General features: G+C 43.8%; 9 protein-coding genes. 6 read left to right on the top strand and 3 right to left on the bottom strand.

Annotated elements, in window-relative coordinates:
• Positions 1 to 204 precede the first annotated feature (204 nt).
• Together ACYTPF_RS08180 and ACYTPF_RS08175 are read left to right on the top strand one after the other, a co-directional pair.
• A complete protein-coding gene (locus ACYTPF_RS08180) occupies positions 205 to 957 on the top strand; it encodes an electron transfer flavoprotein subunit beta/FixA family protein (RefSeq protein WP_179983638.1) in 753 nt (250 codons plus the stop codon).
• Positions 954 to 1,880: an electron transfer flavoprotein subunit alpha/FixB family protein gene (locus ACYTPF_RS08175; protein ID WP_461851854.1), complete on the top strand. Its 927-nt coding sequence runs from the start codon at positions 954 to 956 to the stop codon at positions 1,878 to 1,880. Before ACYTPF_RS08180 ends, ACYTPF_RS08175 begins: the two co-directional genes overlap by 4 nt.
• Before the next feature lie 105 nt (positions 1,881 to 1,985).
• Here ACYTPF_RS08175 and ACYTPF_RS08170 read toward each other — a convergent pair whose 3' ends face one another.
• Positions 1,986 to 2,294: an isoamylase early set domain-containing protein gene (locus tag ACYTPF_RS08170; protein WP_118494372.1), complete on the bottom strand. Its 309-nt coding sequence runs from the start codon at positions 2,292 to 2,294 to the stop codon at positions 1,986 to 1,988.
• Positions 2,295 to 2,674: 380 nt separating this feature from the next.
• On the opposite strand from ACYTPF_RS08170, the gene ACYTPF_RS08165 reads away from it, so the two are divergent.
• From ACYTPF_RS08165 to ACYTPF_RS08150, 4 genes are all read left to right on the top strand, one after another.
• Entirely contained in the window at positions 2,675 to 3,907 is a 1,233-nt protein-coding gene (locus tag ACYTPF_RS08165) for an efflux RND transporter periplasmic adaptor subunit (protein WP_179983636.1), read from the top strand.
• Positions 3,907 to 7,041, top strand: coding sequence for an efflux RND transporter permease subunit (locus ACYTPF_RS08160; protein ID WP_461851853.1), 3,135 nt, complete (start codon positions 3,907 to 3,909; stop codon positions 7,039 to 7,041). Before ACYTPF_RS08165 ends, ACYTPF_RS08160 begins: the two co-directional genes overlap by 1 nt.
• Before the next feature lie 48 nt (positions 7,042 to 7,089).
• On the top strand, positions 7,090 to 9,252 hold the full coding sequence (locus ACYTPF_RS08155) for a prolyl oligopeptidase family serine peptidase (RefSeq protein ID WP_461851852.1): 2,163 nt from the start codon (positions 7,090 to 7,092) through the stop codon (positions 9,250 to 9,252).
• Positions 9,253 to 9,405: 153 nt separating this feature from the next.
• Positions 9,406 to 9,762, top strand: a complete 357-nt coding sequence (locus ACYTPF_RS08150; protein ID WP_179983633.1) for a hypothetical protein — start codon at positions 9,406 to 9,408, stop codon at positions 9,760 to 9,762.
• 91 nt (positions 9,763 to 9,853) lie between these two features.
• Here the strand turns inward: ACYTPF_RS08150 and ACYTPF_RS08145 are convergent, their stop codons facing one another.
• A complete protein-coding gene (locus ACYTPF_RS08145; RefSeq protein WP_461851851.1) occupies positions 9,854 to 12,148 on the bottom strand; it encodes a TonB-dependent receptor in 2,295 nt (764 codons plus the stop codon).
• A 262-nt stretch (positions 12,149 to 12,410) separates the two neighbouring features.
• Positions 12,411 to 13,400, bottom strand: a complete 990-nt coding sequence (locus ACYTPF_RS08140; protein WP_461851850.1) for a GlxA family transcriptional regulator — start codon at positions 13,398 to 13,400, stop codon at positions 12,411 to 12,413.
• Positions 13,401 to 13,449: the final 49 nt, after the last annotated feature.

Raw genomic sequence — 13,449 nt, 5'->3', positions numbered from 1 at the left:
GCGCATTATACCTGCTCGTAAACGTGGTGTTAACGTCGTTTTAAGGCTAGCCTTTAAAAAACGTACGTTCCACAGTTTCTTTTTTAACGTATAAGCATTGTTAAAGTTTCAAAAAGCGTGGTGAAGTAATACGTTTTTAATTATTAATAGTTAATTATTAATGAAACGTAATTAGCACTGACGAACTCAACAATTGAGGTAAATATGAAAATACTCGTACCGGTCAAACGCGCGATCGACTACAACGTTAAGGTAAGAGTGAAGGCTGATGAATCAGGCGTAGATCTTACAAACGCGAAAATGGCTATTAATCCTTTTTGCGAAATTGCTGTTGAAGAAGCCGTTCGATTAAAAGAAAAAGGCGTGGCCACTGAAATCGTTGTTGTTTCAATTGGTGACAAAAGCTGCCAAGAACAAATACGTACAGCACTAGCCCTAGGCGCTGATCGTGGTATCCAAATTGATACAGACCAAAATCTTGATTCACTTCAAGTGGCAAAGCTTTTAGCGAAAGTGGTTGAGGAAGAACAGCCTCAGCTCGTTATTCTTGGAAAGCAGAGCATTGACTCTGACAACAACCAAACTGGCCAAATGCTGGCAGCGCTAACAGGTATGCCTCAAGGTACTTTCGCTTCAGAAGTTGTTGTAGATGGCGAGAAAGTGAATGTAACACGTGAAATCGACGGTGGCCTTCAAACGGTAGCGCTTTCGCTTCCAGCTGTTGTAACGACAGATCTCCGTTTGAATGAACCGCGTTATGCATCGCTTCCAAATATAATGAAAGCAAAGCGTAAGCCTCTTGATGTTAAAGCTGCGACAGATTTCGGTGTTGCGCTTGAATCAAACGTTAAGGTACTTAAAGTTACGCCTCCGCCTCAGCGTGAGGGTGGAATTAAAGTAGCAGACGTTGCTGAGTTGGTAGACAAGTTAAAGAATGAAGCAAAGGTGATCTCATGAGCGTACTCGTATATGCAGAACACGACAATGCAAGCTTAAAGACGGAAACGCATAAGCTTGTTAATGCCGCACAAAAAATGGGTGGCGATATCCATATACTAGTAGCAGGTGAAGGTTGCCAAGCGGTTGCTGAAGCTGCGGCGCAAATTGACGGCGTTGCAAAAGTACTTGTTGCTGATAATGCTGCTTATAAAAACCAGCTTGCAGAAAATACGGCTGACCTAGTGGTAGAGCTTGCAGGCGACTACAGCCACGTCGTTGCTGCCGCGACTACAACAGGCAAAAACTTCATGCCTCGCGTAGCTGCACTGCTAGACGTAGCGCAAATTTCAGACATTATTGGTGTAGAGAGCGAAGATACCTTTGTTCGTCCAATTTATGCAGGCAACGCTATTGCTACTGTTCAATCATCTGATGCGAAGAAGGTAATTACAGTTCGTGCCGCATCGTTCGATGCAGCTTCAACAGGCGGTAGCGCAGAAGTTGCAGCAGTGGATGTTGTAAAAGGCAGTGATAAGTCTGATTTCGTATCGGCAGAGCTGACTGAGTCTGAGCGACCTGAATTAACTGCAGCAGAAGTGGTTATTTCTGGTGGTCGCGGTATGCAAAATGGTGATAACTTCAAGCTTCTTGAAGGTATTGCTGACAAGCTAGGTGCTGCTATTGGTGCATCACGCGCCGCAGTAGATGCTGGGTTCGTTCCGAATGACATGCAGGTAGGCCAAACAGGTAAAATTGTTGCGCCTCAACTTTACATTGCAGTAGGTATCTCGGGTGCAATTCAACACCTTGCAGGTATGAAAGATTCTAAAGTCATTGTTGCTATCAACAAAGATGAAGAAGCGCCAATCTTCCAGGTTGCTGACTACGGGTTAGTAGGTGACTTATTTGATGTACTACCAGAGTTGGAAGGCTCTCTTTAATTAGCGCTTTAAAGCTAAATAAGACGAAGGCTGCAGTTTGCAGCCTTTTTTGTAGTATACATACTCAAAGCGAATCATTATTTCGCTTGGTATCGGACTAACTTTTTAAACACGCACAACCGAATTATCTTCTATGCTAACAGGTGAGGGGATATAAGCGTCGGCTTCCCAGTCATTTTCCCATTTTTCGCCATCAATAAGGTAACGAAACTGGTATTCGTGATCTTTTTCCAAGTCCACGGTTAAGGTGAAATCGCCGCTTTTAAGCTTTTTCATCGTCAGTGGCTGTGTTTTCCAATCGGTGAAATCTCCACATAATGCAGCTTCTTTCGCATCTTTTGCTGCTTCCGCATTCAGTCGAAATGTCACTTTGCACAGAGGTTTTGATTTAAGGTATTGTTTCTTAAGACTCATAATGTGGTTTCCCTTCAACGTAGCGAAATCATTCCCGAGGCTATTTCCTATTAAAGACTTAGCTTGAACAACAGCCATCGGTTAACTCATAACCAATGAGTGATTAAATAATCAACGAAAACCTGATAATTATCAATCTTACTTTGTATTCTTTTAAGAATTTTCTATATTAGAGCTTCGGATTTTTGCGTGCATATTAAAAACAATAATCAGACACAAAATTTAACAATCTAACTGAGCATAAAAAACGCAAAATCAGTACACTAGTGTTGAAACAATAATAATAGAATTTAGTGGGTAATCAGGTGGTAAGTGAGTAGCGCAGTAATTTACTGTTGAAATTTCACTAACTCGGATGCCTTCTCTTCCAGGGATAGTAAATGAAAAACTCCATGTTAATGAAAAGTGGTCTTCCATTAGTCATCGTGCTAGTCGCATTTATCGCCGCGACGGTTATGATCAAGTCACGTAAGCCGCCGGAACAGGTGCCCGTAGAAATCCCCGCTTTTCTTGTTGATGCTAAGGAAGTAACAGCAGAACCCGTAAATTTTGTTGTTAAATCTCAAGGCAATGTAGTACCACAAAATAAAACATCGTTAAGTGCACAGGTCAGTGGTCAAGTGATAAGCCTGTCGAAAGTTTTTGTTGCTGGTGGAACTTTTAAAAAAGGCGACGTACTTGCCACGTTAGAACAAGATGATTACCGCACTGACCTCAAACTAGCCGAAGCTGAATTGGCTCAAGCTAAAGCTGCCCTTCAAGAAGAAATAGCTCGCGGTAAAGTAGCCGAACAAGAATGGCGTTCAGTCAGAAACGTAGCCCCGCCTGAGTTAGGCTTAAGAAAGCCTCAACTGGCAAAAGAACAAGCCAACGTAAAAGCGGCAGAAGCTAAGTTGGAACGCGCAAAGCGAAACCTAGCTAGAACGCAAATAACTGCGCCCTATAATGGAATAGTGGTTGAGCGTAATATAGATCTTGGTCAGTTTGTTGCCATGGGATCTGTACTTGGCACCATTTACTCTACCGATACCGCGGAAGTTAGACTACCTATTACCGACAGCGACTTAATGTTTATTAACATTGCTGGGCAGTCTAGCGAAGGGGCACCTGTTACATTAACAGCGACTGTTGGTGGTGTTAAACGCGTTTGGGAAGGTCAGCTGGTTCGTTCAGAAGGTATTTTGGATACAGGAAGCAGAGTGGTGTATGCCATTGTTGAGGTGCAAGACCCTTACAATTTACAGTCCTCACACAAGTCACCGTTGCGTTTTGGTCAATTCGTTGAAGCGGAAATTACCTCCCGTCAAAACGAAGAGCTTGTTGTATTACCTCGCAGTATTTTACGTTTAGACAATACCGTACTTACTGTAAACGATAATCGCGAAATTGAAATTATGCCTGTCGAAGTAGCCCGCACCACAGCGCAAGATGTATTTATTCGCTCAGGTATTGCGGAAGGAAGTTTGGTGGTAACCAGTGCTGTGCCAAACCCATACGACGGAATGAAAGTGCGCCTGCCAGGTGACGAGCCCGTGCTTGCTGACACTGCTGAAGCAGATACTACCGAGAGCGCGGACATCGTTGAAAGCGAATCATCGGAAGGTGACAACTAATGAGTCGCATCGATACCAACAAAGGCTTAATTGCTTGGTTTGCGCGTAATAATGTAGCGGCAAACTTATTAATGATCTTGCTTATCGTTGGCGGGCTGTTCAGTGCGTTCAGTATACAAAAGCAAGTGTTTCCTAGCTTCGAAATTGACGTTATAAGCGTGCGCGTTCCTTATTTAGGTGCTGCACCTCAGGAAGTAGAAGAAGGTGTGCTTCTTAAAATTGAAGAGGCCATAAAAGATTTAGAGGGCATCAAACAGCTAAACTCAACTGCCGTAGAAGGCATGGGTACGGTAAGTATTCAAGTTGAGGAAGACTACGATGTTCAGTCTCTACTCGATGAAGTAAAGGTTCAAGTTGATGCCATTCCAAGTTTTCCAGCGGATACTGAAAAGCCCGTTATATATCGCCAAAAAATCCAACAGGACGTGATATGGCTATCGGTTTACGGTGATGCTTCTGAAAGGGAGTTAAAGGAGTTTGCTAAAGACTTACGCGATGACATTGCTAACTTGCCGGGTATATCAAGTGTTCAGGTTGTGGGTGCGAGAGATTATGAAATTTCTGTAGAACTTTCTGAAGTTGATTTGCAAAAGTATAACCTTACGTTTGCTGATGTGGTGGCGCGTTTGAGCCAAACCAGTGTTGACTTACCAGGTGGTTCAATCCGCACGGAAAACGGCGACATACTACTTAGAACAAAGGGGCAGGCCTATACCGGTTGGGACTTTTCCCAGATAGTATTAGTCACAAATTCAAACGGTACCCGCGTTACGTTGGGCGATGTTGCCTATATCAACGACGGCTTTATCGAAAACAATCAATATGCGCTGTTTGATGATAAACCAGCGGTTAGCTTGCGTGTGCAGGCTGTCGGCGACCAAAACGCATTGGAAATTTCTGAGCAGGTTAACAATTACGTTGATAGTCAAAAGTCTGAGTTTCCCGCACATATTACTGCCGATACGTGGGGCGATAGCTCATTCTATCTAGCTGACCGACTTAACATGATGCTTGAGAACATGTTCTTCGGTGCGCTGCTTGTATTTTTAGTACTTTCACTGTTTTTGAAAATTAAGCTCGCGTTTTGGGTCATCGTGGGCTTGCCAGTCTGCTTCCTTGGAACCTTGCTTGTAATGCCGTTAGATATGGTTGGCGTGTCCATCAACATGCTTAGTCTATTTGCATTCATTCTTGTATTGGGGATTGTGGTAGATGACGCAATTATTATGGGTGAATCGGCTTACTCTGAAATAGATAAAAAAGGACACAGTGCTGATAACGTTATTGTGGGCGTTAAGAAAGTTGCTATGCCTGCAACTTTTGGCGTTTTAACCACTATTGCCGCCTTTTCACCCATGCTTATGGTATCAGGGCCGTTCGGCATTATTTGGAAAACCATCGGTATGGTGGTGATTGTTTGTCTTATTTTCTCGCTTATTGAATCGAAGTTAATCCTGCCGGCTCACTTAGTGCACATGAAGCTTAAGCCTTATGATCCGGAAAAAGCCAATGCGTTCCAAAAGTTCCGAGACTTCTTCAGTGAAGGCATAAAGACATTTATTAATAATAAGTACGCGCCGTTTTTAGCAAAAGCAATACGCAATCGCTATACAACAGTGGCCGTGTTTTTGGCGATGCTGATCCTTACAGTGGGGCTATTCGGTGGCGGCATAGTGCGCTTTGTATTCTTCCCGAATATTCCTAGTGACTTTATGATGGCCAGCTTTGAGTTAGAGCCCGGTTCGTCACTAGAGCAGCGCGACAAGGTACTAACTACACTTCGCGAAGCTATGCACCGCATGGATGACAAAGTTGCAGAAGAGTCGGGCGAAAATGTCATTAAGCACGCTATTGCTTTTGACAATGGTAATTTAGGTGGTGAAATTTTCGCTGAGCTTACGAAAGGTGAAACCCGCACGCTTACTGACTTTGCAATTCAGGATATGTGGCGTCAAGAGGTCCCTGAAATTCCGGGCGTGAAGTCATTTAATATTAGCTCACCGGGTGGTCCTGGCGGCGGCGCTGACCTTAGCTTTGAATTTAGCTCAAGCGATATTAAAGCATTGCGGGCTATTAGTGACGACATAAAGAAGGCTTTGGATAAATACGAAGGCGTTACAGATATCAACGATACCTTCTCTGGCGGTAGCGAAGAAATTCAGCTAGCGCTGAAACCTCAGGCCGATGCGTTGGGCATTTCACTTCGCGATTTAGGTCAGCAAGTGCGCTTTGGTTTTTACGGCGCAGAAGTGCAGCGTATTCAGCGTGATGATGAAGAAATAAAAGTCATGGTGCGCTACCCGAAGGCGGAACGCAGCTCTATAGAGCACCTTGAAAATATGCGTATTCGTGCGCCAAACGGTCAAGAGATCCCGTTCGAACAGGTGGCTACATTCACCGTTGGGCAAGGGTTCGATTCAATTATTCGTGTTGATGGTAAACGGTCAGTCACCGTAACGGGTGTCGTGGATAAAGCATTGCTTGACCCATCAGAAGTGACTAACGATGTAATTGAAAACTTAATGCCAGACCTCCTAGCCCGCTATCCGAGTGTTGAATTTCAGCTTCAAGGAAACTCAAAGGAGCAGGCTGATGCTATGTTTAGTTTAATGCAGGGGCTGTTGTTTGCGTTATTTGCTATTTATGCCTTACTCGCTATACCGCTTAAATCATACAGCCAACCCTTGATTATCATGTCCGTGATCCCTTTTGGTATTGTTGGGGCCATAATCGGTCATTTGGTATTGGGCATGGCGGTTAGCGTTTTGTCTGTCTGCGGCATCATCGCTTTGTCGGGTGTTGTGGTGAACGATAGCTTGATTATGGTGGACTTTGTGAATCGCGCGCGTAAAGAAGGTATGGCGCTTATGGATGCGGCTATTAGTGCTGGTACGCAGCGTTTTAGAGCTATCATCTTGACGTCACTAACAACCTTTATGGGCCTTATGCCGATAGTATTTGAACGCAGCCTACAGGCTCAGGTTGTTATACCAATGGCGGTTTCTTTGGCCTTCGGTATCTTATTTGCCACGGTAATCACCTTGCTGCTGGTTCCTGCGCTGTACTTAATTCTAAACGACATTAAAAATGTGTTTAAAGGTCGAAAACACGCAGGAATTACGACAGAAAGTTAAATAGACGATGCCGGGTAACACCGGCATTTTCTTTTAAGGAATGACAAAATGAAGAAAAAGCTAATTTATGCTGCGGTGGTTGCAGCATCTGCAGGCTTAACCTTTGCCTGCACAAGTTCAAATACCGCTAATACTAATTTGGTTGAAAATGAAACCCAAAGCCTTGCTATGCCGAAAGTACCTGGCTACCCAGCAACCAAAACCGTTGCGCAGCAAGATAACTATCACGGCACTATGGTAAGCGACCCTTATCGTTGGTTAGAAGACGAAAAAAGCGAAGAAGTTAAAGCTTGGGTCGATTCACAAAACACTTTGGCTCGCCCTTATCTAGCAAATTTACCCTCTAGAGAGCTTTACAAAGAGCGCTTAACTGCCTTGTGGGATTATGAAAAGTATTCGACACCTTACATGGTGAACGGCAAGCTGTTTTATTCTTATAACGACGGCCTGCAAAATCAATACGTACTTTATATGTCCGACGGCGTGAACGGTGAACCTGAAGTACTTATCGATCCGAATACCTTGAGCGATGACGGCACCGTGTCAATGGCGTCGACTGAACTCAGCCCTAAAGCGTCTTATCTTGCTTATATGCTGTCTGATGGCGGCACCGACTGGAAAACCATCCACGTTCGTAACACCAGCAGTAAAACAGACTTAACCGATACCATTGAAGGTATTAAGTTTTCAAATATTGCATGGCTGCCCGATGAAAGTGGTTTTTTCTATTCTCGTTACCCACAAAATGAGGCGGGTAAATACGATGATAGCCAAACTGTATCTATCTATTTTCACGCTATAGGTACAGAGCAAAGTGCAGATAAAAAGGTCTTTGCATTTGAGAATAAACCCACTTGGAACCCATATCCATCAGTTGTGCAAGATGGAGATACCTTGCTTATATCCGTATTTGAGGGATATCAGGCTAATGGGGTTTATGCTAAATCTCTTGAAACAGAAAACAGTGAGCTAGTTCCCGTTTTCGATAAATGGGATGGACGATACGATTTAATCGGCGAACACAAAGATGCGCTATTTTTTAAGTCTACGGCGGGCACGCCAACTGGCAAAGTTATCAAAGTCAAATATGATGGTGGTGTTAAAGAAACAGGCACTGTAATTGAAAGTACCGCAGATACCTTATCGAGTGTCTCACTTTTAGGAGAAAAGCTTTTTGCTCAGTACCTAAAAGACGTAAAAGGGCAAGTGAGTGTCTTTGATTTAAGCGGCAAAAAAGTTGATGAAATTGCGTTTTCCGATATCGGTAGCGTGAGCGGCTTTTATGGTGGTAAAAATGCAGATACCACTTTTTATAAACTTACTGGGTTTACTAACCCGGGTCAGGTCTATGCCTATAACGTTGAAAGTGGTGAGTCGTCACTATTTAAAACTATCAACACGGGTATTAACTACGACGACTATGAAACCAAGCAGGTGTTTTATACCAGTAAAGACGGCACTAAAATTCCCATGTTTATAGTGCACAAGAAAGGCTTGAAGCTAGACGGAAACAACAAAACCCTATTGTACGGTTATGGTGGTTTTAATATTTCATTACTTCCACGGTATTCAGTGTCACGCATGGTTTGGGTAGAGCAGGGTAATGTGCTTGCCATCGCTAATTTACGAGGTGGTGGTGAATATGGACAGCAGTGGCACAAAGCTGGTACTAAGCTTAACAAGCAAAACGTTTTTGATGACTTTATTGCGGCAGGTGAGTATTTAGTTGAAAGTGGCTATACCAACCCAGACAAAATGGGAATTCAAGGTGGCTCGAATGGAGGCTTACTTGTGGGCGCAACACTTACCCAGCGACCTGATCTCTTCTCTGCAGCACTACCTGCAGTGGGCGTGTTAGATATGCTTCGCTATCATACACCGAGCGCGAATGCCCGCGCTTGGTCTTCCGATTATGGCCTAAGTGAAAACAAAGACGAGTTTGATGCGCTTTATGCCTATTCGCCACTTCATAACACTAAACCTGGCACCTGCTATCCGGCCACATTGGTAACAACAGGTGATCACGACGACAGAGTAGTACCGTGGCATAGCTATAAGTTCGCCGCGCAATTACAGGCAGATCAAGGATGTGATAACCCAGTACTTCTTCGTGTAGAAACCCGCGCGGGTCACGGCGCAGGCACGCCTACGTGGATGCGAATTGAGGGGTATGCCGACCAGTGGGCGTTTTTAGAATCAGCGCTTAATTAACTTCTCATTATTTCGAAAGAAAACAAGCCGCTGTAAAAAGCGGCTTTTTTGTTTGCATTTTAAACAAATGACCATATACTGTATAAATATCAGTATGGTTTATTTTGAGTCGTATTAGGTTGAGCTACGTCGCACAACCTTTAGGAGAAAATTATGCAAACAGGCATCAAAGCGGTAGATCAACTTATTTCAAAACACGGCATTATGGCTGATTTAGGTGCAGACACGTTTCAACGCCGCACTCGCCTTACCGGTGGCGATGAGCGCGCAAACGCACTGCCTTTTTGTATGTATCAAAAAGTGACACACGCCCCTTTATCAAAGCAATTTACCGTGCACCACTTTTATATGCCGGGTAATAAAGGGAAGTTAGCGAGCTTTTTGTTTGATGAAAAAGGGCAATTAATAGAACAGGTCTACTATCAAAAAGTCGCCCGCTGGGTACAGGTGTGCAGAAAGTTACAGCAGCTGGTACAAGTGCCAACCTCAGACGTTCACATGGCGGCCTAAAAGACATAAAAAAAGCGGTGCCGTTTTTTAACGTCACCGCTTTTTGATAAATAATGTAGCTACTGTAAATAAAGTTGCTACTTATCTTTGCTTAATAGTAGGTGTACTTGAACTCAACACCCCAAACGCGAGGCTCATTTACGATACCCGTGAGATTGTTGAAGTCGATTGCACCTTTAACGTTATCTTCGTCAGTAATGTTACGACCAAATAGCGCTACAGTGTAATTGTGCGCGAAGTTCTCATAACCAATGCGTAGGCCGCCTTCGAAATTGTCGTCAGTAGTGAACTCAACCGCTTCGTATAAGAAGATGTTTGTTTCACCTTGGAACGCCCAATCAGTAAATACGAAGAACTCGCCGTCGTCACCCATAGGGATGGTGTAACGGGCTGTGAAGTTGAAGATTGACTCAGGCGCCTGCGGGAACGGGTTGCCGTCGATAGAGGCAGCAAAGCCATCTGGACGAGGATCAGTTACTGTACAGTTACCTGTAGAACCAAAGTTAGGGTTAGTACCACACGGAGAAACAGTCAATGAATCATCTTTAATTTCAGTGTGGTTGTAGCTGTAACCTGCTGTAAACGTAAGCTCATCAGTAGCAAGCCACTGTGCGTCTACTTCAAAACCGTACGCTTCACCTTTGTCTGCATTTACAAGTGCAGTAAAGTTGTTGCCACCACCAATGGCCGAGAACTGCATGTCATCAACAGTATAGTAGAACGCAGCAGCGTTTAGACGTAATGAATCGTCGAACAAGTCAGACTTGATACCAAGTTCAAAAGAGTTGATGGTTTCAGCGTCTGCTACGGAAGGCGAGCCTTCAAATGCAACGTCACGACCTTGAATTGTTTGAGCACGGAAGCCGTTAGCATAGCGAGCAAAAACAGACATATCATCAGTAACGCGATAGTTTGCACTTAATTCAAAGCTAGTTTGACCATCGTCTACATCAATATCTTCGTATTCCTCAATTAAAGCATCCCCGGTAACTAATGCATAACCATTCAAGTTTTGGTCGCCAACTACCAAACTTTTTGAGTCATGTGTATAGCGTATTCCGCCCGTTACATTAAGCTTCTCATTTACTTGATAAGACGTTTGGCCAAATACTGCCCATGTTTGGTTTTCATGGAATACTGTGGTTGCACCATAGTAACCGTCGATGCTGGTAACGTTAAACGATGCATCGTAGTAAAAAGCACCTAGCTGCCAGTTCAGGGCATCAGTGGTGTTGCTAGCAAATCTAAACTCTTGGGTGTATTGCTCTAGATCGTTCAGGTTATCTTGCGTTACCGCTGAAAAAGGAATAAAGCCAGGGCCTGTCTCTTCAGCAACACCGTCGGAGTTAGTATCGATGAAATAGCCACCATCAACATCACCTAGGCTTGAGCCGTCAGCAGTCTCAATTGCTGAGATTGACGTGAATGTAACCTCATCCATATCGTATTCTAGTTTAAGTGAAGCACCAAAACCGTCGTATTCTTGTGGGTTGTTATCAATACCGTCGCCTTGTAGATCGCCATCGTAGTATACGGTTTCACGATCGTAATTCGCGTTAAGTTCATTACTGCCTTTGTCGAAGACATTAGCGCGGAAAATAGAGGCTGTACCTTCAAGCTCACGGCCGTGTACGTTTAGTAAGGCAGAGAAGTCAGCTGATGGTTCCCAAAGAAGCTGTAAACGATAAGCTTTTTCGTCGTAGCCACCAATTGCATCGTTTTCGCCTGTGAAGGCATTGTCGATATAGTCATCGCGTTCTTGCGACAATAATGACAAACGCGCAGAAAGCTCGTCAGTAAGACCGCCGCTAATTGCGCCTTCAAAGTTCATTGTACCGTATGAACCGAAACCCGCTTTCGCGTAACCTTCAACATCTTGAGTTGGTTTTACTGTATCAAATTTGATGATACCAGCGGTGGTGTTACGACCAAATAGTGTGCCTTGTGGACCGCGAAGTACCTCAACTTGTTGTACGTCGAAAAGCGGGAAACTTTTCAGTACCACGTTTTCCATTACCACTTCATCCATGATAATAGAAACAGGCTGTGATGCAGCCAGGTCGAAATCGGTATTACCCAAACCGCGAATGTAGAAGCGTGGTGCAACACGACCGTTTGAAGACTCAGCGTAAAGGCCTGGAACGCGAACCGCTAAAGCAAGAATATCTTCACCGCCTGAGAATAGGCTTTCGAATTTCTCACCGCTTAATGTTGCAACAGAAATAGGGACTTCCTGAATAGACTGGGTACGCTTTTGTGCAGTAACGGTAATTTGTTCAAGTGAGGCTTCTTTTTTTTCTGTCGACGCGGCCTCTTGAGCAAGAACTGAAGAGCTGAACGCAGCACTAACAGCTAACGCTAGTGTGGCGATTTTATGTGTTCTCATGTTTCCACCAAGATGATTTTAAAATTATACTTTTGTAGTGTTTTTAGCACAAAAATAATCGATTCATGCTTGGCGCTGTATTTTACACAAACTTTGACACAAAAACTTCAAATTTGTGCAACAGAACGCGCATTCTCATCATAAATGCACAATATTAGTTAGGTTGCATATGCTCGAAACGCCTTAATGCACAGGCATGATACATATTGAAGCAATTAAGATACTTAATGGTGCGCTTTATATAGCCATGTTCGGTAAGTGATCAACTTCGTTTAAATTTCGCGCGATACTGAGAAGGCGACAATCCTGTCGTTTTTTTAAAAAGGCGAGTGAAAGAACTGAGGTCTTCGTATCCTACCGCACTTATCAAACTCTCAAGCGGCATGCTGGACGTTTCGAGGAGTTTCCTTGCGTGTTCAATGCGCAATGACTGCAAATATTGGCCAGGCGTGGTGTCACAAGCATTTTTAAAACGTCTAATGAGCGTGCGCTCAGTCATATTGTGTTGATGTGCTAGTTCACTTAGCTTGCATTTTCGCTGTAAGTTTCTTTCCAAAAAGGACTGGACCGCTTTAATATCTTTGTCGGTGTGAAATCGCCGTTGACGACTGCTTGCATACACAGTCTGACTCGTTCTTGACACATCTAACACATGAGACTTTGCGGTATCGCTGGCAATTTGGTGACCACAGTAGCGCTCTATCAAAAGTATGGATAGATCAATCCATGCCATACCGCCGCCCGCGCAATAGACAGTATCGTCCTCTGTCACCATTTTTTCTGGCTGCAGATTTACACTTGGAAACATGGTTTCGAATTTATCAGCATAACCCCAGTGAGTCGTTGCGGTTTTATTGTTAAGTAAACCTGTCTGCGCTAATAAAAAGTTACCCGTGCAATTAGCTGCTATATCCGCTCCCATTTTTTGAAGGCGCTTTATATGAACCAGTAGCGGCTGTGTATCATTCAGTACCTCATCAATATCGCCACCGATAGTTGGAATCAGCAAAACATCAGTGTGAGATACATCTTCAATAGCAATATTGGGCTGTAGCACAACTTGATTAGAGCACAGAATAGATTGCCCGTGATGACTCGCCAGCTGCACTTTAAATTGTGGTGCAGTGGGAAGATTGTGAATTCGCTGCCAACTAATACCAGCAAAAGCAAATACATCAAGTGCGCCTGTAATGGCAGACGCCAAGGCTTGATCGAACCCAAGTACAGTAACAGTGAATCTAGTGTTATTCATAAAAATAATTAAATTTATAAAAGAAAATAAAACACAGTGATTGTTGGCG

Source organism: Alteromonas sp. HB246098, assembly GCF_054890645.1.
This window is presented reverse-complemented; position numbering and strand designations above follow the sequence as displayed.

Bases quoted from the DNA above. Each gene is read 5' to 3' on its own strand.
- ACYTPF_RS08170 (WP_118494372.1), bottom strand. From the start codon at position 2,294: ATGAGTCTTAAGAAACAATACCTTAAATCAAAACCTCTGTGCAAAGTG.
- ACYTPF_RS08165 (WP_179983636.1), top strand. From the start codon at position 2,675: ATGAAAAACTCCATGTTAATGAAAAGTGGTCTTCCATTAGTCATCGTG.
- ACYTPF_RS08140 (WP_461851850.1), bottom strand. From the start codon at position 13,400: ATGAATAACACTAGATTCACTGTTACTGTACTTGGGTTCGATCAAGCC.
- ACYTPF_RS08160 (WP_461851853.1), top strand. From the start codon at position 3,907: ATGAGTCGCATCGATACCAACAAAGGCTTAATTGCTTGGTTTGCGCGT.
- ACYTPF_RS08155 (WP_461851852.1), top strand. From the start codon at position 7,090: ATGAAGAAAAAGCTAATTTATGCTGCGGTGGTTGCAGCATCTGCAGGC.
- ACYTPF_RS08175 (WP_461851854.1), top strand. From the start codon at position 954: ATGAGCGTACTCGTATATGCAGAACACGACAATGCAAGCTTAAAGACG.
- ACYTPF_RS08150 (WP_179983633.1), top strand. From the start codon at position 9,406: ATGCAAACAGGCATCAAAGCGGTAGATCAACTTATTTCAAAACACGGC.
- ACYTPF_RS08180 (WP_179983638.1), top strand. From the start codon at position 205: ATGAAAATACTCGTACCGGTCAAACGCGCGATCGACTACAACGTTAAG.
- ACYTPF_RS08145 (WP_461851851.1), bottom strand. From the start codon at position 12,148: ATGAGAACACATAAAATCGCCACACTAGCGTTAGCTGTTAGTGCTGCG.